The sequence below is a fragment of the Helicobacter sp. 23-1048 genome (assembly GCF_053654545.1).
Window position 1 is genome coordinate 994,062 of the sequence record NZ_JBSIUT010000001.1, and the last position, 22,289, is coordinate 1,016,350.

Consider the following 22,289-nt stretch of genomic DNA (forward strand, 5'->3'; position numbering starts at 1 on the left):
TTACAAATGCCAAAGAATGTTTTTATTTAAATTGAGTCATACACCATTTTTGATACCATTACAACAAACAATAAGGCAATAAAAGCTAGCATATATATAAAATCTCTTGTGCTGTTTGCTTGGGTTTTGTTTTTTGCTTGAGCGATGTGATAAAGCAAAAACATTAAATAACTAAAACTAAGTAGAGATAAAACAAAGCAAATGAAGTTAGGCGTATCTAAAGTAGAAGTGTCTAAGGTGCTTGCAAGGATACATTGAATGAGAAGTAAGGGTAGGTATAGAGAAATATCGCGCCATTTTGCGTGATATTTGCCAAACAAAAGCAAAAAGCACAGCAACTGCACATACACTAAAAAATATGTGGTTTGGTGTATAAATATTTCTAACAACATCTCTATACTTTGTATATTATTCCCAAAAAGCTCCAGAAAACCACGCATTACCAATGTAAGTAGGGTCATCATATCCAGGTGCATTCGCCACACCTATGTTGATTACTCCTATACGAAGCAAAAGCATAGGCCAAAACTCAGCCCTTGTGTCCTTTAATTCTTTTTGAGATAGGATTTGTATATTTAGATTCTTTGATTTTGTTCCAAAAAGAAACTTACTATCTGCTTGTGATAGTTCTTGTGTTGCTTTGGATTCCATAGAATCAACACCACTCGCCCAAAGCCCACTAATGCCTAAAAAAGCACTTAATATTAGTGTTGAAATTATTTTATTCATCTCATATTCCTTAGGTTAGAATGTTAATAATTTATAATAGGAATATTTTTTATTATAAATTATTAAAAGCACATACTAATAAATTTTTATTCTTTTGTCAATGCAAAAATATTGTGTTTTATAATTTTATTGTTTGAGCAAGTTTTTAAGAATCAGTAGCCAAACAGCAACAAAAAGCCCACTTTTGTCATCACAAACAATGAGATTTTATGCAAGTGCAAAACTCACCTTTTGCAACGACAAAATCCATTATGTCTAAGCTTTTACTCTCGCCTTTATCCCCTCTTTATCCGCGCTAAATTCCACTTTATCCCCATCTTTTAGCTTATCTTGCAAGATGAGCTCGGCTAGTCTATCCTCGACTTCCTCGTATAATGCCCGTTTGAGCGGACGCGCACCAAACACAGGGTCAAACCCCACGCTAGCGATAAACTCTTTCGCGCTGGAATCTAGAGTGATACTTATGTCTCTCTCGCGCAATTTTTTAGCGATTCCTTCAAACATAATATCCACAATTTGCGTGATTTCCCCCACACACAGCGGATTAAAAATCACCATATCATCAAGTCGGTTAAGAAACTCTGGCTTAAAGTAGCCCTTTAGCTCCTCTTTCACAGCACTCTCACGCTTAGTCTTATCCTCTATGCTCATTATTTTATCGCTACCGATGTTGCTTGTCAAAATGATAATAGTGTTTTTAAAATCCACCGTTACGCCTTTATTGTCCGTCAAACGCCCATCATCAAGCACTTGCAAAAGCAGGTTAAACACATCGGGGTGCGCTTTTTCGATTTCATCAAAAAGTAGCACGCAATAAGGCTTCCTGCGCACCGCTTCAGTGAGCTGTCCGCCCTCCTCATAGCCCACATAGCCCGGCGCAGCACCCACTAGGCGCGAGACTTCGTGCTTTTGCATATATTCGCTCATATCAAATCGCACTAGATTTTTCTCACTATCAAAGAGAAATCGCGCTAATGCCTTAGCAGATTCTGTCTTGCCAACACCTGTGGGACCAAGAAATAAAAAACTCCCAATAGGACGATTGCTATCGCTAAGTCCCGCTTTGTTGCGCTTGATTGCGCGTGCGATTGCCTTTAGCGCGGCATTTTGTCCGATTACAGATTCTCCTAATTTTTCCTCGATGCCTAAAATCTTTTCTTTCTCGCTTTGGAGCATTTTTTGGATAGGGATTTGCGTCCAGCGACTAATGATTTTAGCGATACTCTCTTGTGTAACGGCATTTTTAAGTAGCGTGCCACCCTCTTGCATTTGCTCCCATTTTTCATTTAAGCCCTTTTGCTTTTCAATCGCCTTTGGAAGCGTGTCATAATCGATTTTTGCTGCCTCTTCGAGCTTGCCCTCGCGCTTGCAAATGTCGCTTTTGCGCTTTAAATTCTCGATTTCATCTTTTGCTTTGGCGATTTGCTCAAACACGCTTTTTTCGTTTTCAAATTTCGCTTCTAGCTTGGCGCGTTCCTCATCGGCGTTGCTGATTTCTTTTTCTATCTCTTTTAGGCGATTGCTCGTTTGGGTGGAGTCTTTTTCCATTTTCAACGCCTCTTTTTCCACGCGCAAATTTTGCACCACGCGCTTTATGCTCGCTAGCTCAAAGGGCTCAGATTCTATTTGCATTTTTAGCTCGGCTGCGGCTTCATCGATTAAGTCAATCGCCTTGTCAGGCAAAAATCTATCCGTAATGTAGCGCGAAGAGAGCTTAGCAGCCGCCACAAGCGCGGAATCTGTGATATTGACTTTGTGGTGGGCTTCTAGTCGCTCTTTTAGCCCGCGCAGGATTTGCAAGGATTCATTGACACTTGGCTCATTTAATGCCACAGGCTGAAATCGCCGTGTCAAAGCCGCATCTTTTTCAAAATATTTGCGATATTCTTTGAGCGTGGTTGCGCCTATGGTGTGGAGCTCGCCTCGTGAGAGTGCGGGCTTTAGGATATTTGCCGCGTCCATACTCCCCTCACTTGCCCCCGCCCCGACAATGGTGTGAATCTCATCGATAAACAAAATCACATTCGCGCTTTTTTTGACTTCATCGACTACGGCTTTTAGCCGCTCCTCAAACTCCCCGCGATACTTCGCCCCCGCTACTAGCGCACTCATATCAAGCGTGATTACGCGTTTATTTTGCAAAGAGAGTGGCACATCTTTTTTGATGATTTTTTGGGCGAGTCCCTCTACGGCTGCGGTTTTACCGACACCCGGCTCGCCTAGCAAGATTGGATTATTTTTTGTCTTGCGGATTAAAATCTGCATAAGTCGCTGAATCTCCTCATCTCGCCCAATCACAGGGTCTAGCTTGCCCTCTATGGCTTTTGCGGTCAAATCGATTCCGTATTTGGCGAGGGCTTCGAGCGTAGAATCATCGTTTTGATTGAGGATTTTGCTCCCTGCGCGGATAGATTCTAGAGTTTTTGCAAGCTCGTGTGTGTCGATATGCTTGCCTAAAATCTGCTTAAAAGCCTCGTTTTTGAGGTTTGCGATGATGAAATTATCCACCGCGACAAAGCTATCGCCATTTTGCGTGGCGTGGGCTAGAGCTAAATCTAGCGCGTTTTTTAGCTCTTTGGCAATGGAAATATTTTCGCTTGAGACGCCAGAGCTTTTTGGCAGGGAATCCACCGCGCTTTTTGCCTCTAGCTCTAAGGGCGATTTTTCTACGCTCATTTTGTTTAGGGCTTGGTTTAGCAGGCTTTGATGATTGGTTAGCATTGCCCAGATTATGTGCTTGGTTGTGAGTTCGGCATTGCTCGCGTGCAGGGCAAGCGAAGCCGCAGAATCTAGCGTTTCTTTGAAATGATTGGTAAGTTTGTCAAAAAGATTGTTTTGCATTTGTTGCTCCTTTATGGATTTATTCTTAAAGTTTAATATGAAAGCATTATATAAGTTTAGTCATTTAATGTCAAGTTTATTTATAAACATTATATTAAATTTTGATGTAAAATATTACAAAAATCCCTCTATGACGAGTATAAGACTTCCCAAAAATCCTTATTGCGCGTTTGATTAAAAAAATCTTTTGTTTTGCCATATTGAATCGCATTGCCATTTTGAAGCACTAAGAGTGTGTGCGAAAAGTAGCGTAAAATCTCTACATCGTGGGTTATAAAAATGAGGCAAAGTCCTAAATTGCGTTGCAAATCTAATAGGAGGGATAAAATGCGTTTTTGTGCAGATTTATCAAGCGCACTCGTAGGCTCATCGAGCACCAAAATATTCGCACCCAAAGCCAGCACGCGCGCTAATGCTACGCGTTGTCGTTGCCCGCCACTTAGCTCGTGTGGATAGCGGTGCAAAAACTCATCATTTAATCCCACCAAATGCAAATTTTTGCTAACAAGAGAATCAAGCTCGTTTGTGGCACAAATTTTGTGTGCCCTCAAACCTTCTTTAATAATCTCACTTACACGCATTCTAGGGGAGAGTGAGGAAAATGGGTCTTGAAATACAATGTTAATTTGTCTTGCTAGCGAGAGTTTTTCATTTTTAGACATACGCGAAAAATCCTTACCAAAGAAATTCATCTCTCCGCTGGAGCGCATAAGTCGCACAAGTGCGTAAGCAAGAGAGCTTTTGCCTGAGCCAGATTCTCCAGCTATACCCAATATTTCGCCCTTATGCAGTGTGAAATTGATATTTTTTACAAGCGCGAGAGTTTGCTTGCGAAAAAATCTGTGGTTTTGCACAATGGCGTTAAAGTTTTTTACGCATAGCACTTCTTTATCGTGTGAGTATGGGCGCAAGGAAAACTCACTAAAATCAATACAATCAAGCAAATCCTTTGTGTATGGTTCTTTTGGATTGCTAAAAAGCATTTGAGTTGGGGCAGATTCTATAATTTTGCCGTCTTTCATCACAACGATTTCATCAGCGTAATCACGCACAATCCCTAAGTCGTGTGTGATAAGCACAATAGCACTTTTTTGGCTTAAAGAGTGTAAAAGATTGATGATTTGCCTTTGGATTGAGGCATCAAGCGCAGTTGTGGGTTCATCACAAAAAATAATTTTTGGCTCATTGATGATACTCATAGCGATGAGAATCCGCTGTCGTTGCCCGCCACTTAGCTCGTGTGGATAGCGGTTTGCGAGTTTGTATTCAAGTCCTACGCTGTGTAAAACGCGTTGTAGGGCTTGTATTTGTTCGTGTTTTGGAGATTTTTTATGGTGCAAAAGATACGCCTCTAAAATTTGCTTACCAACCTTTTGGAGTGGATTTAGCGCGCTTAATGGCTCTTGTGGAATATAGGCGATTTGTGCTCCTAAAAATTCACACCAAGATACAGAATCTAAATGCGCTAAATCTCTCCCCTCAAAAAACACCACATTGCTTTCAAAAGCCTGTGTTTTGTTTCGTGCATTAAATGGCGAGAGATTAAGAATGTATTGTGCTAATAGACTTTTTCCTGAGCCAGATTCTCCTACGATTGCAAGTAGAGAGTTTTTATTCACATTAAATGAAATATTTTGCAGAGCAAAATTTTCATTTACACTAAGACAAAGATTGCGCACTTCTAGGAGCGTTGCATTTTGCATATCAACTCCACCGCGCAAAAAGATTATGAGGAATATGCAATAAATCAAACCACTTGCCAATAAAGAAGTTCTCTAAATCCTCAAGTGTCGTAATTTTGGCATAATATCCAGCGATTGGTGGGGCGATATGCACGCCTAAGTTAGAGAGTTTTAGCATATTTTCTAGCATTATTGAGCTTAGAGGCATCTCACGCACGGCTAAAAGGAGTTTTTTACGCTCCTTTAGCATTACGCTTGCCGCCCGAGATGTAAGCGTATCGCTAATGCCACAAGCAATCTTTGCTAACATATCGCTACTTGTAGGAATGACACACATAGCCTCAATGCCAAAACTCCCAGAGCTCACACACGCACCCAAATCTTTATCATCTAAAAGCGTTACATTGTTGCGTTGCAAAGATTGCAACGCAAGCGTTAGATTGTGTGTCGTTGCGTGATTTGTGTGTAAATGTGCCCCCTCTTTTTCATAGACGAGTTTTGCGCCCTCGCTTGGGATAACGAATAATGAAATATCACTAGGCAAAAGTTTCGCAAAACGCACGCCTAAATGCACACCGCTAGCCCCACAGATTCCAAGAGTGAGTTTTTTGGGATAGTTCATAAGATAGTTCCTTGATTTTTTTGGGTGATTTTTATTTTTACAATGCGCCCACTATTGACATTTTTTGCATTTATTACTTCTCCAAATCCTCCACTTTGCATAGCTTCAAATGTATTTTGCATTGAGATTCCTTGAGTTTGCGTATTTACGAGCACAATTTCTCCCTTTTTTACCAGCAGGGCTTTACGGAGTTTGTCTTTTGATAAGATTGTTTTATTGCCTAGATAGGTTCTCGCACTGCTAAAGAACACCTCGCTTTCACACGCTGGCATCGAAGTGATTTTATCAAACTCAAATTCCACAGCCTTTGTGTTGTTTTGATTGAAGTCCTCGCCGGGTCGTATATTTTGCGTAGTTTCAAAGCCCTTTATTTGCCCCTTGATTGTATAGGATAAAAAAATTTTTTGATTTTTTTTATCCTGTGTGTCTTTGGCGTTTGCTTGGATATTTACAATAAGCGTGCCTCTAGCATTTTTAAACGCGCTATTTTTCTTAAAAAATGCAAAAGAGGCATTTTCAAGGTCAATATCTTGAGGAGATTCTATAATAATGTCGCTAATGACAAGGCTTTGTGGGCAGTTTTGCTCATAAAATTCCACATAATGGCGTTTTATAAATTCCTTTGGTTTGTCAAATGGCATTGGGGCTTGATAGGTGAATTCTACTTCGCTATGAGGCGTGTGTAAAATAAAACCATTGCGTTCAAAAATCCCAACAACTTCATAGCTTTTTAGCGTTATGCTAAATTTTTCTTCAGGCAACACAGCGATTTTAAAGTTTTTTGGAATCTCTGGGAAAAGCATTGTAGAGTAGATTTGTGAGCTATTGATTATGTAGGATTTTTGCAGAGTGTATTCTTTGGGTGCGACTTTGTGGTCTTTGATTTCTTCACCCAAAAGATTCCAAGAGAGCAATCCAAAAAACACTAATCCAAAAAATATTCTAAAACACATACACATATCCTATACTCATCATTAGTATTTGAGAAAAAATTATCGGTGCGTTACTTGCGCTAACAAATGATTCTTGACTTTGTCGAATGTCTGTAAATCGGTGAAACATTAACTCAAAGCGATGTTTGCTATCATACACATAAGCAACACCAAGTCCTAATGCAAATTTGTTTCCACTTAAGAATCTATTCACACCAAAGTTTTGCACGCCATTTGCTTGCTGTGTCCAATTTGAGGCAAAGTCTATCCCTATGAGGTAGGATAAATCAATAATCACGCCTAGTGAATGGGCATAGTTGCGCCCTAAGTTTGTGTCAAAAATCACATTTATCCCAGCACGATACGAATCGAGTGTATATTGTCGTGTTTTTGGATTCTGTCCGCTAGATTCTCCATCTGCCACATAAGAATCTGTGCTAAAAATGCGCGAATACTCTCCATATATGCGAAATCCAATGTATGGCGTGGAGTAGTGTGCGTAGCCAAACTTTGTATGTAGTCCCACGCCAAATGGATAGCTTGCTTTATATATGCTTTGTGGAGTGTTTGTGAGATAATCACTTGTGCTTAGCACCGCCCCCAAAGCTCCAAGACCGACAAAAAATCCACTTTTTTCACTCGCAATATCATTCCATTGTATATTTGGTTTGGTAAAAAGATTGGCATAATCAAGTTTTTGTTTAGTCGTTTGGAGTTCGTCATTTAAGGCAAGAGAATTTGGAGTAGATTCTTGTTTTTTTGTATGAGCGGAATCTATCGTCTTACCAAGTGTAATACAAGGTAGCATTAGTATAATGGCGCATAATTTATGCAGGAAAAATATTCTCAAAAGCCACTCCTAGCTTGGATATTTTACATTGTATTTTTGTTTGCAAATTATATAAATAAAAGGTCAAAATTGGAGTATAATTTAACCCTTTAACAAACATAAAACAAAGGAGTAACAATGGCGACACGAAAAGAGCACGATTTTATCGGGGAGTTAGAGATTGATAATAGTGTATATTATGGGGTGCAGACTTTTAGAGCGGTGGAGAATTTTAACATTTCGCACGATAGATTAGGGAATTTCCCCCGCTTCGTGCGCAATCTCGCACGAGTGAAAAAGGCAGCAGCGTTAGCAAACTACGAGCTAGGATTGCTAGATGAAAATATCAAAAACGCAATCACAAAGGCGTGTGATGAAGTCATCGCGGGGAAATATTATGACCAATTTGTCGTGGATATGTTTCAAGGCGGGGCAGGCACTAGCACGAATATGAACGCAAATGAAGTCATCGCTAACATTGGCTTAGAGATTTTAGGGCACAAAAAAGGCGAGTATCAATACCTCCACCCAAATGACCATGTAAATCTTAGTCAAAGCACCAATGACGCCTATCCTACGGCGTTAAGAATGGCATTGCACGATTATTTAAGCGATTTGGCAAAAGCTATGGAGCATTTAAAATCTTCCTACGAGAAAAAGGCAAAAGAGTTTGCAAATGTGCTAAAAATGGGGCGCACACAGCTCCAAGACGCCGTGCCTATGACTTTGGGGCGGGAGTTTCAAACCTTTGCGGTGATGATGGGCGAAGATATTCAGCGTGTGCTAGAGGCGCGCAAACTCGTGCTTGAAATCAATATGGGAGGCACGGCAATCGGCACAGGGATAAATTCTCACCCAGACTACCCAAAAGTCGTGGAGAAAAAGCTCCGCGAAGTAAGCGGACACGACTATATCGTGGCTAGCGATTTAATCGAAGCTACGCAAGACACAGGCGCGTATGTCCAAATCAGTGGCGTGCTAAAGCGCGTGAGCGCGAAGCTCTCCAAAGTCTGCAATGATTTGCGACTGCTTAGCAGTGGTCCAAAATGCGGGCTAAATGAAATCAACCTCCCCAAAATGCAGCCAGGAAGTTCCATAATGCCGGGCAAAGTCAATCCCGTAATCCCCGAAGTAGTCAATCAAGTGTGCTTTTTTGTGATTGGCTCTGATGTTACGGTTACCTTTGCGAGCGAGGGCGGACAGCTCCAGCTCAATGTCTTTGAGCCTGTGATTGCGTATAGTCTTTTTAATAGTATCGTAATGCTTGAAAAAGCGATGAAAACTTTGGCGGATAAATGTATCGATGGAATCACCGCAAATGAAGCGATTTGCAGTGATTTTGTGTATAACTCCATCGGTATCGTAACCGCGCTAAATCCCTACATAGGCTATGAAAACTCCGCTAGCATAGCAAAAGAAGCACTAAACACAGGCAAACGCGTGTATGACTTAGCACTCGAGCGAGGACTGCTAAGCAAAGAAGAGCTAGATAATATCCTCACACCGCAGAATATGCTAAATCCGCATATGACAAGTAAAAAATAGCTAAGGTAGTATATGGAGGTTACATTAGTTTTGTTGCAAGTTGTCGTGCTTTTGGGCGCGATATTTTTAGGGATTCGACTTGGTGGCATAGCAATCGGCTATGCTGGCGGTATTGGCGTAATCATTCTTGGACTTGCGCTTGGTATGAAACCCGGTGCTATTCCTTGGGATGTGATTTTAATCATTATGGCGGTGATTGCGGCGATTGCGGCGATGCAAATTGCTGGGGGATTGGATTATTTGGTGCAGATTGCAGAGCGAATCTTGCGCTCAAATCCCAAATATATCAACTACCTTGCGCCAACGGTTACTTACTTGCTGACAATTTTGGCTGGCACTGGACACACGGCGTTTTCGATGATTCCTGTAATCGTTGAGGTGGCAAAAGAGCAAAATATCAAGCCATCAGTCCCGCTTTCAATCGCGGTGGTTTCATCACAAATCGCAATCACAGCAAGTCCTGTGAGCGCGGCTGTGGTGTATATGAGCGGTGAGTTAGAGCCACTTGGGTGGAGCTATCCATTGCTGCTAGGCATTTGGATTCCTACGACATTTATTGGTTGTATGGTAACGGCGTTTTTGCTAACCAAATTTGCGAATTTGGATTTAAGCAAAGACCCTGTGTATCAAGATAGACTTGCAAAAGGGCTTGTCAAAAAGAGCGTAGGCGCACAAAACATTCAGCTTAAAAAAGGCGCGAAACTATCCGTGCTACTCTTTTTGCTTGGGGTGCTTTTTGTGGTGCTTTATGCAACGGCGATTTCAACAATCGGTGGCAAACCCGTGCTTATCGCAAATGTCATTGTGCCACGCGATGCGGCGATTATGAGCGCGATGCTTACCATTGCGACACTCATTGTGATTTTCTGCAAAGTTGATGTGAGCAAAATCCCTGAGACTTCAAGCGTCTTTAAAAGCGGAATGGTAGCGTGTGTGTGCGTCTTTGGCGTGGCGTGGCTTGGTAATACCTTTGTCGAAGGGCACAAAGAGAGTATTACAACGCTTGCAGGGCAACTTGTTGAGCAATACCCTTGGCTTTTGGCGGTGGCATTTTTCTTTGCTAGCACCTTGCTTTACTCACAGGCAGCAACCGCAAAAGCTATCGTGCCTGTTGTGGTAATGGCTCTCGCCATAACCCCTGAAAATACTGCAAATGCGTATATCATCGTAGCGAGCTTTGCGGCGGTGAGCGCACTTTTCGTGCTTCCAACCTATCCTACGCTTTTAGGTGCGGTGCAAATGGACGACACAGGCTCAACGCGAATCGGTAAATATATCTTTAACCACGCGTTTTTCCTACCCGGCGTCCTAGCGATTGCATTTAGCGTAGCATTTGGCTTTTTGGCTGTCTCAATCGTATAACAAATGATTTATAAGAATCTTGCATAGAAGATTTCTTAGAGCTTTGGCATTCCTCCAATGGGCGAGGAAGCTGAAGCGTAAGGCTTTTTATCCATTCTTCCAGCGAGGAAGCTTGCTCTTCCAGCAATCACAGCATTTTTCATTGCTTGTGCCATAAGTATTGGGTTTTGTGCGGTGGCTATGGCGGTGTTGGTAAGCACGCCATCTGCGCCGAGCTCCATTGCCACGCTCGCATCTGAAGCACAGCCAATCCCAGCATCTACAATCACAGGCACACTCAATCGCTCTTTGATAAACACAACATTATAGCGGTTTTGTATCCCAAGCCCACTACCAATGGGTGCGGCAAGTGGCATTACAGCACTTGCACCTGCAGATTCTAAGTTTGAGGCGATTATGGGGTCATCGTTGCTGTATGCAAGCACACTAAACCCCTCTTTTGCGAGAATCTCGCAAGCCTTTAGTGTCTCAACTACATCAGGGTAGAGGGTTTTTTGTGTATCGCCGATAATTTCAAGTTTGATAAAATCAATACCCGTAGCTTCGCGCACAAGTCGAAAAAGTGTAATAGCTTCTTTTGCATTGACGCACCCAGCAGAGTTTGGTAAGAATTCAATATCCGTCCCCTTAAAATAATCCAGCAGATTCTCAGAATCTTTGTCCATAATATTCACGCGCCGCACAGCTACGGTTATCATTTGTGCCCCAGAGGCTAAAGTCGCTTCACGCGTAGTTTGAAAGTCTTTATATTTCCCAGAGCCCACAATCAAGCGTGAATGAAAGCTCTTTTTTCCAATTACAAGCGGTGTATCAAAGTTATTCATAATGTTCCCTTTTTAAAGTTTTTCTAAGTTTGCAATAAGCGTGGTTGGCGTGAGTGCATAAGAGTTTGGATTCATACTTCCAGCAAGTGCGTGGGCTAAAGAAGCGTTGATACTTGCATTAAGACAGTCTCGCCCCTGTGCTATGAGTGCGCCAATCATACCCGCCAAAACATCGCCACTTCCACCCTTAGCGAGAGCCACGCTCCCAAATGTATTGAGATAGATTTTTTCTGCTTTAGCGATTATGGTGTTTGCGCCTTTAAGCACGAGGGTAACTCGCGGATATTTTTGACTAAAGGCTAGGGCTAGAGTGATTTTGTCTTTTGTGTGCGTGTCGGTAAATCCACAGAGTTTGAGCAAGGATTGGAATTCTTTTGGGTGTGGCGTTAGGACGATGTCTTTATGGAGGAGTTGCGTGATTTCCTCATTATAAAACGCGTCTGCATCAATCACACAGGGGATAGTAAGCCCCTCTACATATTTTAACACCTCTTTACACGCACTTCCCAATCCCATTCCAAGAGCGATTGCTGTGGTATTTTGTGGGACTTGGCTTGTCTGCATAATCTCATAAGGCACGCTAATTTCTCTTTCAGTAGCGTTCAAAATACTTGCCAATCCTACACCAAAATGCAATCCAGCCTGCGCGCTTAAAATGCTTGCTCCCTCTTTATCTCCACTAAAGACGCACAAATGACCAAAATTCCCCTTATGTGCGTTTTGAATCTTGCGTGTTGGTAGGTGTAAATCACTTTTTTCAAGTAACTTTAATGGCGAGGTAATTTCATAATTGTGTCGTGAGATTCCCAAATCTGCAATGATAATTTCTCCCACATAATCCTTTGCCAAATCACTAAGAAGAACGCTTTTGAGTGCTCCCATACACACGGTGTAATGAGCCTTAAAAATCCATTTATTCAATTCATTTGTGAGTTGTTTTTGCGCGGGGGAATCTTCGCCAAACAATGCTGGAGTTGCATAAGAATCTTTGTTTGTGTTTGATACATCTGCATTAAGCCCACTTGGAATATCACAAGCAATTTTTAATGGTGCAGCGAGATTAGCAATGCGGATAACTTCTAAAATCTCGTCATTTAGCTTACCCTGCAAACCACTCCCAAAGAGACAATCCACCACTACATCGCAGGGCAAAATTTTAGTGATAAATTTAATGCCCTCGATAAGTCTGGCTTTCTCACACATTTGTATGCAAAGCTCGCTTTTTGGCTCTTTTGCTTGGTAGATTCTCACTACGAAGCTCCCACTTAGCTTGCGTGCTAAAGCATATCCATCAGCACCATTGTCCCCACTTCCACAAATAATCGTTACAACACTTTTATAGTAAGCCTTTTGTTTGATAAGCTCAAGCAAACCATTAGCGGCATTTTCTACAAGGATAGCGGGGCTTAGTCCGTATCTCGTAGTAGCGCGTTCATCAAGGCTTTTGGTGCTTTCATAAAAGTTTTGCATTACATTCCTTAGCTTCCACAGCGCACAGCGATAGCAGCGACAATAGCAGCGACAATTTCATCATCAGTTTGCGCATCTTCTTGCGGGATTAACTCTTGCATTTTAGATTCTAAAAACGAAGTATCAAAGTCTCCTCGCCTAAAGTCTTTATTAAGACAAATATTACGCAAAAATGGAATAGTTGTTTTCACACCCTTAATGGTAAATTCACTCAATGCACGCTCAAGTTTATTCACAGCTAAATCATAACTACTTGCCCGCACTATGAGCTTTGCAATCATAGAATCATAAAATGGTGGTATCACATAATCCTTATATGCGCAACTATCCACACGCACAAAAGGCCCAAGCGCAGGATAATACGCTGTAATTTTACCGGGGCAGGGCACAAAGTCATTATTGACATCTTCAGCGTTGATGCGCGCTTCAATCGCGTATCCCTGTGGGATTATATCACTTTGATTAAGCTCTAAGATTTCACCCTTAGCGATTCGTATTTGTCGCCCGATTAAATCAAACCCTGTGATTTCCTCTGTAACGCCGTGTTCGACTTGTATGCGCGTATTCATTTCCATAAAGTAGAAGTGGTTGTAATCATCGAGCAAAAACTCCACCGTTCCAGCATTTGTGTAGCCTACCGCCTTTGCTGCGGCTACTGCAGTAGCACCCATTCTACGGCGTAAATCTAGGCTAATAAGCGGACTTGGCGCAATTTCTACAAGTTTTTGATGTCGGCGTTGGATAGAGCAATCCCGCTCCAATAAGTGAATCACATTGCCATAATTATCCGCTAAGATTTGGAATTCTATGTGGCGTGGATTTGTGATAAACTTTTCCATAAATACAGAATCATCTTTAAAAAATGCCATTGCTTCGCGTTTGCAGGCATTGAAACTTTCCTCTAAATCCTCTTGTTTATATACCACGCGGATACCGCGACCGCCACCACCTGCGCTTGCCTTTAGAATCACAGGGTAGCCTATCTTTTGCGCTATACGCTCAATTTCAGTCATACTTGTATTGTTGAGGGCTTCTGTGCCCGGCACGATTGGGATTCCATTTTTTTGCATAATGCTTCTCGCTTCATTTTTATCACCCATTTTAGCGATGACATCAGCATTTGGGCCAATCCAAATAATGCCAGCTTCTTGGACTTTCCTTGCAAATGCAGCATTTTCGCTTAAAAATCCATAGCCCGGGTGGATAGCATCTACGCCGAGTTTAAGGGCTGCCTCCACGATTAAATCTGCATCAAGATACCCGCGCAATGGCTCATCGCTTATTTCATAGGATTCATCAGCCATTTTAACATTCATAGAATCTCTATCCGCACGCGAATAAATCGCCACACTTTGGATATGTAAATCTCTGCAAGCACGGATAATGCGCACAGCTATCTCCCCACGATTGGCGATTAGAATCTTATTTATCATTTGCTCCCCTTGTTTAAGTGTAAAGTCTCGTTGCAATTTTAGTAGTCCCACATTGTAGCAAAATTTTAAAAAAGCATTGTTGTTTTGGCTTACATTTGGTTACAAATTATGGTTACAATGCTAGTTTTGCACACACCATACAAAAGGATTATTCAATGACTTATGGAGATTCTGTGATTTTGGGGATTGTGGAGGGATTGAGTGAATTTTTTCCCGTTTCTTCCACAGGGCATTTGATTTTAGCTTCTAGCGTGCTTGGGTTAGCGCAAGATGATTTTTTAAAGACTTTTGAGATTGCCATTCAGCTTGGCTCGATTCTCTCTGTGTTATTTTTATTTTATAAGCGATTTTTACAAGGCATTGATATTTGGCTTAAACTCGCTATTGGCTTTATCCCTACGGGATTTTGTGGGTTATTTTTGTATAAGTTTATCAAGCAACTTTTTGATGGTTATGTCGTGGCGATTATGCTTATTATTGGTGGATTGGTGTTTTTGCTTATCGAATACAGGCACAAAGGCAAGCAATACGCTACCAACGAAGTAAGTGAAATTAGCTATAAACAGGCATTTCTTATTGGTTTAATGCAGTGCCTTGCGATGATACCGGGCACTTCGCGCAGTGGGGCGACTATCGTTGGTGGGCTATTGCTCGGGCTTAATCGCCGTGTAGCAGCGGAGTTTTCATTCCTCCTTGCGTTGCCTACGATGTTTGCCGCTACGGGTTATGATGTATATAAGAATCTTGGCATTTTTGATAGCACAAATATACCAATTTTGCTTGTAGGTGGGGCTGTGGCATTTGTGAGTGCATTGTTTGCTATTAAGTTTTTTTTGGCATTTATTTCTAAGTATAGTTATGTGCCATTTGGTATTTATAGAATCTGCATTGGCACGCTTTTTTTAGTGCTTTTTTCTCTGGGGATTTTAGATTCGAGCTTGTTTTAATCTAAGCTACGCCAAATTTGTCCAAACCGCCTGCACATCGTCATCTTCTTCGATTCTATCAAGGAGCTTTTCTAGCTCTAGGGTTTGCTCTTCGCTTAGGCTAATGGGGCTTGTTGGGATTCTCTGCAGGCTCGCCTTTTGGACGCTAATCCCTAGCTTTTCAAACCCCTCGCTCAATGTCCCAAAATCGCTATAATCTCCAATCGCAGCGTATTTCGCGCTATTTTCACCACTAAAATCCACTCTAGATTCAGAATCTGCGCTAGAATCTGCCCGCTCTAGCTCCTCTAATCCATAATCAATCAACGCTAGCTCCACTTCCTCCGCGCTACTCCCCTCTGGCAGCACAAACTCAAACACACTTTTGCGTGCAAACATAAATTCTAGCGAGCCGTTTGGGACGATTTGCGCGCCTTGTGTTTTGTTAAAATAGCTCTTTATGTTGGCAATGGTGCGCGTGGGATTATCAGTCGTGCATTCGATAAAAATCAACACGCCTCCACTTGCCTTGCCCTCGTAAGTTACCTCGCTAAACTGCCCGTCCTTGACACTAGCGCGCTTTATCGCCGCGTCAATATTATCCTTTGGCATATTTTGGGCTTTGGCATTGGCTATGGCGGTGCGGAGTTTGGCATTCATCGCGGGGTCGCCACCGCCCTCTTTTGCCGCCATTGTGATGACTTTGGCAAGTTTGGGGAATACCTTGCTCATCTTATCCCACCGCTTTTCTTTTGCTGCCCTGCGATACTCAAACGCTCGTCCCATTTCGTGTCCTTTTGTTAAAGTAAATTAAAAGTGCATTGTAGCATAATTGGATTATATACATTATTTTTTAAATAATTTGCTATGGCTTCCCACGCGCAAGGCATCAAGTTGTAAAATATCATCGTGTTTTTCATAGATAAGTAATAAATCTGGCTTGATATGACATTCCCTAAAACCTCGTAGATTCCCACTTAGCTCGTGGTCGTTATGTTTTTGCTCTAGGATTTCGCCATTTGCTAGCTTGTCGATTAGCTCGTCTGTTAAATCTTTTTCTTTTGTTTGTAGATTTTTATAATCTTTGATAAAACTTTTTGTGTAGTTGATGTTATATTTCGCCATTTTCTACTGCTATTCTAAATTCTTTCGCACTTTTAAAAGTCCTACACCCTTTTTCTCTTGCTATTTTTGCCTCTGCGCTCGCCTTTAGCACGCTTTTTTCAAACTTGCTAAGTTTTTGTTTTTTATGGTTTTTGTCTTTTGTGATGGTGCATTTCGCACTGATTGCCTTGCTAAGTGCGCTAAATGCGGGCAAAAACTCATCTTTGACATTTTCTATCACTAAAGTGCTCATTTCGTGTCCTTTTGTTAAAGTAAATTAAAAGTGCATTGTAGCATAATTGGATTATATAAGTGTAATTGAGATAGGCGAGATTCTTATAATCTAAGAATCTCGTGTGATAAAGAAGCCACTTATTCTAGCGGGATTTTTGCGATTGTAGATTGTAGTTTTAGAGTTTTATGCAGGGTTTGGATTATGTGCTGGAAATGCGCTTTATTGATTTTTTCATCATTTTTATGTGAGTCTAGATATTGCATTAGCACTTGGTAGCCACCGAAAAATCCGCCTTGCCCAATTTGCAATGAGAATCAATAATGCGTAAAATGTGGTGCGAAGTTTTGCCCCATTTTACGCAGTCATTGTGAGATGAGCCGATAAGTTTGGCGTGGCAATCCACTTTTTGTTTGTGATGAATTTTGTGGATTGCTTCGGGCAAAGCTATCACAATAACGATAAATTCTACTCCACTGCGCTATATGACTTGCGTAATTCTTTTACTTTTATCCACGCTATAATCCACAAGACTGCTGCTACAAATACCAAAAGCAACCCAATGTAAATAAATGCAGTCAATACGCCGATTGAATAGCACCAAAAATAATACATAAAAAACGGCTCGTTTGTAATATGTGCGACTTCTTTATAATACAAATATGCGTAGTAAAATGATGACGCCACTACAAGGAATCCTAATATAAGCCCAGCGATAGCACCTATTCCAAGCCCATTCAAGCTACTTGAGCCACCAGAAAATGACAAAATTATACCACCACCACTTATGGTTATAATGATACCGCCCAAAAATATCACCACCATTGACAAAATCCAATTTTTTAGCAACGAAGTGCTTTGCGAGGCTTCTTTGAGGGCTAAAACCACTAGGACATAGAGCACAATTCCAGCCAAGTCAAATATAATACCGATAAATGGGATAAATGTGAGCAAAAAGCACCCAAACATCACAAAAACTTTGAATTTTATCCCCTGCAAATCTTTGGATAAAAACGCTTTATCTACGCTAAATGCTTGTTTGATTACATAAATATCAACAGCCTTACCACCTTTGATTTGAAAATCCACTTCGCTACCTGCGGAAACATTTGAGTTGTTTTTGAGCTCGTTTGATTCATAAGTGTAGCGATTGCCATCATCACCACTGATGACGCCATCTGCAAGTATTTTACCTTTCATTTGAAGTCCTTTTTACGAAAAATTAAAGCGTGTATTCTAGCAAATAGGGGGGGGGGGGGTTGTCAAGTGATTTTTAAAGGAAAATGCAAAAAAATACAAAATTTGGTGGATTTTAGATTCGCGCTTTTGTTTAATACTTCGGTGCTTTGGCTGTATAAAAATCTCACGGAAATTTTGGTTATAATGCGAGAGCAAATATCATTAAAGGAGTGATAAAATGGCTTACACTATTAAAGAAGTAGAAACTAAAACAGGCATTTCAAGTCATACTTTGCGCTTTTGGGCAAAAAACGATTTATTTCCCTTTATACAGCGCGATGATAATAATGTGCGCTACTTTAGCGAGCAGGATTTAGGCTGGGTGGCAGTGGTGCATTGCCTGCGCCAAAGTGGGCTAAGTATCGAGCAGATAAAGGAATATGTAGATTTGTGTTTGCTTGGTGATAGCACGCTTGAGGCGCGATTGGATATCATAAAGACACAGCGCGATGAAACAAAAAAAATCATAGCGCAATATCAAAAAGCCCTTGACAAACTAGAATCTAAAGTGGTGTTTTATGAAGATGCGGTTTTTAAACACGATGAAGCAATGCGAGCTAAACTCAATCCAAACAAACTCAAAGGCTACTTTGACAATCCAAGTAATAAGCACTATAAGGGCGTGGGAGAAAATGCAGCAAAAAAACTCACTAAAGTGTAGATTATAAAATACAGCGTTTTTGGGAATCTCTTAAAGATAAAATGCCTTAAACACAGAATCTAGATTCTGTGTTTAAGTAGCGAGGGTTATTTAATCACACCACAAGCCATTCTCGCACCGCCACCACCAAGTGCTGCTGGGTGGTCGCTGTGGTTATCGCCACCAGCGTGAATCATAAGCGCGTGCTTTTTGATTTCGTTTATGTCTTTGATTTTTGGTGCGAGCACAGGATTGGTCGCCTTGCCATCAGCATCGACATAGAGTGCGGGCAAGTCGCCTTTGTGTCCTTTGCTATCCCAAGCAAGTGAATGGTTTGTCGTGTTTTCTGGGTCCCAGTGCCCGCCCGCTTTCATTCCTAAGCCTTTGTCTGTCTTGCCACAATCAGGATTCTCGTGGATATGGAATCCGTGAATGCCCGGTGCCAAACCTTTAAGATTTGGGAAAAACGCTACGCCGTGCTCTGTCTGCACAGCGACTACCTCACCTGCGTCTTTGTTTTTCTTCTCATCTAGGGCTTGGACCTTGATGACGATATGCCCTTTAACTGACTTTGGGTTAAACACCTCTTTATTCTCAGCCATAAGCAATGAGCCTAACAACACAGAACCTACTAAAACTACCTTTTTCATCGGCAACTCCTTAAAAGTGATTTTTGAGAAATTTTATTGTAACACAAAACACACTAAAAAATATCTTTTACCATTTTTTAGGCTATATTTCCTTGTGTATGTTACATTTTTACCTTTTACGCTTAAAGAAGTGCTATGCACTCAATCTCAATAAGCGCGTCTTTTGGTAATGATTTCACTGCCACCGTGCTTCTAGCTGGCTTATGTGAGCCAAAGGCTTGCGCATAAATTTCATTTACCACGCCAAAATCAGCCATATCAGCCAAAAAAATCGTAGTTTTTATAACCCTTTGTAGCGAACTATTGTGTGCTTGCAAAATTGCACTTAGATTCTCTAAAACTTGCTTGGTTTGCGCTTCTATACCGCCTTTTGACATTTGATTTTGGGAATCTAGAGCGATTTGCCCAGAAGTAAAAATCAAACCATTAGTAACAATGGCTTGTGAATATGGTCCTATCGCTTGTGGAGCGTTGTTTGTAGAGATGATTTGCATACATATCCTTTGTTTTAAGATTATGGCATTGTAGCCAAAGATTTGGTAAATTGCATATTTGAGTGGAGAAATTATCTGCAAGGGTTTGTAATTTGTATGAAAAAATCTTATAATTTTGAGTTTGATTTAGAGTTAAGACTTTATTAAGGAAATGCAATGTATAAAAAAATCTTTATGTTGGTGGGTTTGGTGAGTTTTTGCTTTGGAGATAATTTCATTATTGACACGCATTCAATCCGTGATTTTGAGCTTTTATTAAAGCCCAATCAAACACTAATGATAAACCACAAAACAGGGAAACTTATCGGAATCCTTGAGCAAACCCCCGATGGCAAAATGAAAAAACTTCCCATTCCACAAAAGTGGTTTGATAAAAATAAAGAAAATGCTTACAGACTAAAAAATTATCAAGATTCTACGCCACGACAATCTGGCGGGTTAGATTCTATGAAAGTGTATGAAAGCAATGAGGATTACAAAGAAGTCCAAGAAATGCGTAATCTCCATAAGCAAGAAAATGCTAAAAACCAAAATAAAAACATTCCGCCCGCAACTCAAAGCACTCAAACTCAAAAGGAGAGGGAAATTAGCGGAGCGAAAAACGCCTCAAGTTTTCAATATGAACATAAAGTGCGCCCGACAAGCACAAGTAACAACAACGCTAGAGAATGGGATAAATCAAAAATCATTTATGAGCAAAAAAGCCACACTATTGATCTCAAATGATTGGGAATCTAAAGCGCGGGGCTATTTTTTAGTGCTTCTAAGAGCACGGTGGCATACGAACCCTTTGGGAGATAAAAGCTAAGCTCCATTTGGGCGACTTGCGGTTTATACGCTACTTTTAGATTCTCTAAAAATACCCAAGCATAGCGTCTAGAGCCATTTTCTGTAATGGCGGAATCTAAAAATGGCGATTCGATTTTGTGTGCGATGTCTTGTGCGTTAAAAAGTTTAACCCCACTTAACGCGCCTGTGGGGACAATATCGCGTTGCAAAAAGCGCGTAGATTCATCTTGTGTGTGCTGAATGTGGAAAAGTTTGCCATATGGATAATGCTTAGCGACATCGCCAGCAAAAATCCTAAAAAAATGCGCTTGATTATGCAAATCGTGTAATGCTTGAGATTGTAATCCCAAATGAGTGATTTCAGGGATTTTTGCAAGTTCTTTAACGCTAAAATTTGCAAATATTTTGCTTAACTCTATGCGTTTGCAAAGCCACGCATTAAAGAGATGGCTTTGGAGTGATGAGCGCAAAAAGCGAGTGAGTGTTTTATCACGCGGGTTTTTTATACTTTTTGCTTGTAAAAAATTATCCCCCTCATTGCCAAATCGTTGCGCGCCAAAGTAATTTGGGAATCCTCCCTTATCAATAGCTTGCAAAACATTTTGTATTTTTTGAGATTCTATGGGGGAGATTTTTTTTAAACGCACAAAAAATTCATTGCCCTTTAAATGCCCGATTTTAAGTTTGTTGCAATGGGCTTTTATATCAAGGATTTTGATATTTTTATCCTCTAAACTTGGTAGCGCGTAAGAGAGGCTTTGCTCGCAAGTTTTAGGGATTGTGAGGTATTGATAGGTGGTTGGAGCTTTGTCCTTTAGCCCAGCGTAGCCGATTTGCTTGCTCTTTATCCCAAGTGAGTTTGAGAGAATCTTCACAAGCTCAAAGGTGCTTAGATTCTTTTTGCGCACATAGAGCATTAAATGCTCACCACTTTGCGATGCTTCATATAGCGGGATTTCTTTAACCACAAAGTCTCTCGGGCTTGGTGTGAATACAAAGGACATAGGTGCGTGCTCTAAATGATAGAGTCTTTTTTGTGGCAAGGTTAGAGAATCTTGTGAAATTATTTGGTTTGCATTATTTTGCATAAAATTTTCCTTTGGAATACACTTTTAAGATTTTTTGCTATTATACAAGTTTGCTTTGCAAGATTTTGCGTTTTTAAGGAAATTTATGAATACTAAAAATCCTAATTCTGTGGGCTATATGTATAACTTGCTTGATTTTAATACACCATTTAACACGCAAGAATCTTGGGATAATGCAGGGCTTAATGTGGGCTCACTTACCCAAGAGTTTGAGAATCTCTATGTTGCTTTAGAGCTTAATGCTACTATTGCGCAAGAAATGAAGCCAAATAGCCTTATTATTACACACCACCCGTTGTTTTTTAAGAGTTTTAAAAACTTTGATATTGACACTTATCCAGCAAATCTTGCTCAAATTTTATTGCGTAAAAATTGCTCGCTTATTTCAATACACACAAACTTTGATAAAAGTCATTTGAATGAATTTTTTACGCATAATGTGCTTGGATTCCCAGCTTTTACACAAGAAGAGATTGTATGCTTTGGCAGTGTGGATAAGCAGGACTTTCAATCCTTTGTCGCGCATATCAAGCAAAAGTTGGGATTGGCAAGTTTGCGTGTGTGTGATGGAAGTCGTGATGTTGAAAATATATTTGTGATTTGTGGGAGCGGGTTTGGCGAGATTGAGTGCGTGGATAGAATCTGCAAAGAGCGTGGATTCTCTAATGTTGTGTTGCTTAGTGGTGATTTAAAATATCACGATGCGATGAAAGCAAAGTCGCTAAACATCGGACTTATTGACATTCCGCATTATGAAAGTGAAAAATATTTCACACAAATTCTTCACACAATTTTGCAAAATGCCAAATATCAAGCTATAATTATGGATTCCAAAAATCCCATTACCATACTTTAAAA

25 protein-coding genes are annotated in these 22,289 nt (G+C 40.8%); 6 read left to right on the top strand and 19 right to left on the bottom strand.

Annotation, left to right across the window (positions count from 1 at the left end; translation table 11 throughout):
• Positions 1-26: 26 nt before the first annotated feature.
• The 7 genes from ACWIWK_RS04905 to ACWIWK_RS04935 form a co-directional block, all read right to left on the bottom strand.
• Positions 27-392, bottom strand: a complete 366-nt coding sequence (locus ACWIWK_RS04905) for a hypothetical protein (protein WP_454151358.1) — start codon at positions 390-392, stop codon at positions 27-29.
• Positions 393-408: 16 nt separating this feature from the next.
• Positions 409-729, bottom strand: a complete 321-nt coding sequence (locus tag ACWIWK_RS04910; RefSeq protein ID WP_454151360.1) for a hypothetical protein — start codon at positions 727-729, stop codon at positions 409-411.
• 255 nt (positions 730-984) lie between these two features.
• Positions 985-3,570 (bottom strand): ATP-dependent Clp protease ATP-binding subunit, encoded by a 2,586-nt coding sequence (locus tag ACWIWK_RS04915; RefSeq protein WP_454151361.1) that lies wholly within the window; start codon positions 3,568-3,570, stop codon positions 985-987.
• Between the two features lie 128 nt (positions 3,571-3,698).
• Positions 3,699-5,273, bottom strand: coding sequence for an ATP-binding cassette domain-containing protein (locus tag ACWIWK_RS04920; RefSeq protein WP_454151363.1), 1,575 nt, complete (start codon positions 5,271-5,273; stop codon positions 3,699-3,701).
• 1 nt (position 5,274) lies between these two features.
• On the bottom strand, positions 5,275-5,874 hold the full coding sequence (locus ACWIWK_RS04925; RefSeq protein ID WP_454151365.1) for a UbiX family flavin prenyltransferase: 600 nt from the start codon (positions 5,872-5,874) through the stop codon (positions 5,275-5,277).
• Complete coding sequence (gene flgA / locus ACWIWK_RS04930; RefSeq protein ID WP_454151367.1) at positions 5,871-6,827, bottom strand: flagellar basal body P-ring formation chaperone FlgA; 957 nt, start codon at positions 6,825-6,827, stop codon at positions 5,871-5,873. Before flgA ends, ACWIWK_RS04925 begins: the two co-directional genes overlap by 4 nt.
• On the bottom strand, positions 6,817-7,656 hold the full coding sequence (locus ACWIWK_RS04935) for a hypothetical protein (RefSeq protein WP_454151368.1): 840 nt from the start codon (positions 7,654-7,656) through the stop codon (positions 6,817-6,819). The genes flgA and ACWIWK_RS04935 overlap by 11 nt, the downstream gene beginning before the upstream one ends.
• 117 nt (positions 7,657-7,773) lie before the next feature.
• Here ACWIWK_RS04935 and aspA point away from each other — a divergent pair, with 117 nt between their 5' ends.
• Both aspA and ACWIWK_RS04945 read left to right on the top strand, forming a co-directional pair.
• Positions 7,774-9,180, top strand: coding sequence for an aspartate ammonia-lyase (aspA, locus tag ACWIWK_RS04940; RefSeq protein WP_454151370.1), 1,407 nt, complete (start codon positions 7,774-7,776; stop codon positions 9,178-9,180).
• A 12-nt stretch (positions 9,181-9,192) separates the two neighbouring features.
• Positions 9,193-10,542, top strand: coding sequence for an anaerobic C4-dicarboxylate transporter (locus ACWIWK_RS04945; RefSeq protein ID WP_454151372.1), 1,350 nt, complete (start codon positions 9,193-9,195; stop codon positions 10,540-10,542).
• 35 nt (positions 10,543-10,577) lie between these two features.
• Here ACWIWK_RS04945 and ACWIWK_RS04950 read toward each other — a convergent pair whose 3' ends face one another.
• From ACWIWK_RS04950 to ACWIWK_RS04960, 3 genes are read right to left on the bottom strand one after another with little or no spacing between them, the layout of a single operon-like run.
• A complete protein-coding gene (locus ACWIWK_RS04950; protein ID WP_454151374.1) occupies positions 10,578-11,366 on the bottom strand; it encodes a thiazole synthase in 789 nt (262 codons plus the stop codon).
• 12 nt (positions 11,367-11,378) lie between these two features.
• Positions 11,379-12,836: an NAD(P)H-hydrate dehydratase gene (locus ACWIWK_RS04955; protein WP_454151376.1), complete on the bottom strand. Its 1,458-nt coding sequence runs from the start codon at positions 12,834-12,836 to the stop codon at positions 11,379-11,381.
• 8 nt (positions 12,837-12,844) lie between these two features.
• Entirely contained in the window at positions 12,845-14,269 is a 1,425-nt protein-coding gene (locus tag ACWIWK_RS04960) for an acetyl-CoA carboxylase subunit A (protein WP_454151378.1), read from the bottom strand.
• A 155-nt stretch (positions 14,270-14,424) separates the two neighbouring features.
• Between ACWIWK_RS04960 and ACWIWK_RS04965 the strand changes: the two genes are divergently transcribed.
• Positions 14,425-15,216, top strand: coding sequence for an undecaprenyl-diphosphate phosphatase (locus ACWIWK_RS04965; RefSeq protein ID WP_454151379.1), 792 nt, complete (start codon positions 14,425-14,427; stop codon positions 15,214-15,216).
• A gap of 6 nt (positions 15,217-15,222) precedes the next feature.
• On the opposite strand, the gene ACWIWK_RS04970 is transcribed toward ACWIWK_RS04965, so the two are convergent.
• From ACWIWK_RS04970 to ACWIWK_RS04995, 6 genes are all read right to left on the bottom strand, one after another.
• On the bottom strand, positions 15,223-15,981 hold the full coding sequence (locus ACWIWK_RS04970) for a YebC/PmpR family DNA-binding transcriptional regulator (protein WP_454151381.1): 759 nt from the start codon (positions 15,979-15,981) through the stop codon (positions 15,223-15,225).
• A gap of 60 nt (positions 15,982-16,041) precedes the next feature.
• The gene (locus tag ACWIWK_RS04975; protein WP_454151383.1) at positions 16,042-16,320 is read right to left on the bottom strand and encodes a type II toxin-antitoxin system YafQ family toxin; all 279 of its coding nucleotides are present in this window, start codon (positions 16,318-16,320) and stop codon (positions 16,042-16,044) included.
• A complete protein-coding gene (locus ACWIWK_RS04980) occupies positions 16,307-16,552 on the bottom strand; it encodes a hypothetical protein (RefSeq protein ID WP_454151385.1) in 246 nt (81 codons plus the stop codon). Before ACWIWK_RS04980 ends, ACWIWK_RS04975 begins: the two co-directional genes overlap by 14 nt.
• A gap of 119 nt (positions 16,553-16,671) precedes the next feature.
• Complete coding sequence (locus tag ACWIWK_RS04985; RefSeq protein WP_454151387.1) at positions 16,672-16,797, bottom strand: hypothetical protein; 126 nt, start codon at positions 16,795-16,797, stop codon at positions 16,672-16,674.
• Positions 16,797-16,976 (bottom strand): hypothetical protein, encoded by a 180-nt coding sequence (locus ACWIWK_RS04990; RefSeq protein WP_454151389.1) that lies wholly within the window; start codon positions 16,974-16,976, stop codon positions 16,797-16,799. Before ACWIWK_RS04990 ends, ACWIWK_RS04985 begins: the two co-directional genes overlap by 1 nt.
• Before the next feature lie 23 nt (positions 16,977-16,999).
• The gene (locus ACWIWK_RS04995; RefSeq protein ID WP_454151391.1) at positions 17,000-17,731 is read right to left on the bottom strand and encodes a hypothetical protein; all 732 of its coding nucleotides are present in this window, start codon (positions 17,729-17,731) and stop codon (positions 17,000-17,002) included.
• Positions 17,732-17,948: 217 nt separating this feature from the next.
• On the opposite strand from ACWIWK_RS04995, the gene ACWIWK_RS05000 reads away from it, so the two are divergent.
• Positions 17,949-18,431, top strand: a complete 483-nt coding sequence (locus ACWIWK_RS05000) for a MerR family transcriptional regulator (protein WP_454151393.1) — start codon at positions 17,949-17,951, stop codon at positions 18,429-18,431.
• An 86-nt stretch (positions 18,432-18,517) separates the two neighbouring features.
• Here ACWIWK_RS05000 and ACWIWK_RS05005 read toward each other — a convergent pair whose 3' ends face one another.
• A complete protein-coding gene (locus ACWIWK_RS05005; RefSeq protein ID WP_454151395.1) occupies positions 18,518-19,060 on the bottom strand; it encodes a superoxide dismutase family protein in 543 nt (180 codons plus the stop codon).
• A 122-nt stretch (positions 19,061-19,182) separates the two neighbouring features.
• On the bottom strand, positions 19,183-19,554 hold the full coding sequence (locus ACWIWK_RS05010; RefSeq protein ID WP_454151397.1) for a RidA family protein: 372 nt from the start codon (positions 19,552-19,554) through the stop codon (positions 19,183-19,185).
• A gap of 156 nt (positions 19,555-19,710) precedes the next feature.
• Here ACWIWK_RS05010 and ACWIWK_RS05015 point away from each other — a divergent pair, with 156 nt between their 5' ends.
• Positions 19,711-20,280, top strand: a complete 570-nt coding sequence (locus ACWIWK_RS05015) for a hypothetical protein (protein WP_454151398.1) — start codon at positions 19,711-19,713, stop codon at positions 20,278-20,280.
• Positions 20,281-20,288: 8 nt separating this feature from the next.
• Here ACWIWK_RS05015 and truD read toward each other — a convergent pair whose 3' ends face one another.
• Positions 20,289-21,431: a tRNA pseudouridine(13) synthase TruD gene (gene truD / locus ACWIWK_RS05020; protein WP_454151400.1), complete on the bottom strand. Its 1,143-nt coding sequence runs from the start codon at positions 21,429-21,431 to the stop codon at positions 20,289-20,291.
• Positions 21,432-21,516: 85 nt separating this feature from the next.
• Here truD and ACWIWK_RS05025 point away from each other — a divergent pair, with 85 nt between their 5' ends.
• Positions 21,517-22,287 carry a Nif3-like dinuclear metal center hexameric protein gene (locus ACWIWK_RS05025; protein WP_454151402.1) on the top strand — a complete coding sequence of 257 codons (771 nt, stop codon included), beginning with the start codon at positions 21,517-21,519 and terminating at the stop codon, positions 22,285-22,287.
• The last annotated feature ends 2 nt before the right edge of the window (positions 22,288-22,289 follow it).

Bases quoted from the DNA above. Each gene is read 5' to 3' on its own strand.
- ACWIWK_RS04905 (WP_454151358.1), bottom strand. From the start codon at position 392: ATGTTGTTAGAAATATTTATACACCAAACCACATATTTTTTAGTGTAT.
- ACWIWK_RS04910 (WP_454151360.1), bottom strand. From the start codon at position 729: ATGAATAAAATAATTTCAACACTAATATTAAGTGCTTTTTTAGGCATT.
- ACWIWK_RS04915 (WP_454151361.1), bottom strand. From the start codon at position 3,570: ATGCAAAACAATCTTTTTGACAAACTTACCAATCATTTCAAAGAAACG.
- ACWIWK_RS04920 (WP_454151363.1), bottom strand. From the start codon at position 5,273: ATGCAAAATGCAACGCTCCTAGAAGTGCGCAATCTTTGTCTTAGTGTA.
- ACWIWK_RS04925 (WP_454151365.1), bottom strand. From the start codon at position 5,874: ATGAACTATCCCAAAAAACTCACTCTTGGAATCTGTGGGGCTAGCGGT.
- flgA (WP_454151367.1), bottom strand. From the start codon at position 6,827: ATGTGTTTTAGAATATTTTTTGGATTAGTGTTTTTTGGATTGCTCTCT.
- aspA (WP_454151370.1), top strand. From the start codon at position 7,774: ATGGCGACACGAAAAGAGCACGATTTTATCGGGGAGTTAGAGATTGAT.
- ACWIWK_RS04945 (WP_454151372.1), top strand. From the start codon at position 9,193: ATGGAGGTTACATTAGTTTTGTTGCAAGTTGTCGTGCTTTTGGGCGCG.
- ACWIWK_RS04950 (WP_454151374.1), bottom strand. From the start codon at position 11,366: ATGAATAACTTTGATACACCGCTTGTAATTGGAAAAAAGAGCTTTCAT.
- ACWIWK_RS04955 (WP_454151376.1), bottom strand. From the start codon at position 12,836: ATGCAAAACTTTTATGAAAGCACCAAAAGCCTTGATGAACGCGCTACT.
- ACWIWK_RS04960 (WP_454151378.1), bottom strand. From the start codon at position 14,269: ATGATAAATAAGATTCTAATCGCCAATCGTGGGGAGATAGCTGTGCGC.
- ACWIWK_RS04965 (WP_454151379.1), top strand. From the start codon at position 14,425: ATGACTTATGGAGATTCTGTGATTTTGGGGATTGTGGAGGGATTGAGT.
- ACWIWK_RS04970 (WP_454151381.1), bottom strand. From the start codon at position 15,981: ATGGGACGAGCGTTTGAGTATCGCAGGGCAGCAAAAGAAAAGCGGTGG.
- ACWIWK_RS04975 (WP_454151383.1), bottom strand. From the start codon at position 16,320: ATGGCGAAATATAACATCAACTACACAAAAAGTTTTATCAAAGATTAT.
- ACWIWK_RS04980 (WP_454151385.1), bottom strand. From the start codon at position 16,552: ATGAGCACTTTAGTGATAGAAAATGTCAAAGATGAGTTTTTGCCCGCA.
- ACWIWK_RS04985 (WP_454151387.1), bottom strand. From the start codon at position 16,797: ATGCAATATCTAGACTCACATAAAAATGATGAAAAAATCAATAAAGCG.
- ACWIWK_RS04995 (WP_454151391.1), bottom strand. From the start codon at position 17,731: ATGAAAGGTAAAATACTTGCAGATGGCGTCATCAGTGGTGATGATGGC.
- ACWIWK_RS05000 (WP_454151393.1), top strand. From the start codon at position 17,949: ATGGCTTACACTATTAAAGAAGTAGAAACTAAAACAGGCATTTCAAGT.
- ACWIWK_RS05005 (WP_454151395.1), bottom strand. From the start codon at position 19,060: ATGAAAAAGGTAGTTTTAGTAGGTTCTGTGTTGTTAGGCTCATTGCTT.
- ACWIWK_RS05010 (WP_454151397.1), bottom strand. From the start codon at position 19,554: ATGCAAATCATCTCTACAAACAACGCTCCACAAGCGATAGGACCATAT.
- ACWIWK_RS05015 (WP_454151398.1), top strand. From the start codon at position 19,711: ATGTATAAAAAAATCTTTATGTTGGTGGGTTTGGTGAGTTTTTGCTTT.
- truD (WP_454151400.1), bottom strand. From the start codon at position 21,431: ATGCAAAATAATGCAAACCAAATAATTTCACAAGATTCTCTAACCTTG.
- ACWIWK_RS05025 (WP_454151402.1), top strand. From the start codon at position 21,517: ATGAATACTAAAAATCCTAATTCTGTGGGCTATATGTATAACTTGCTT.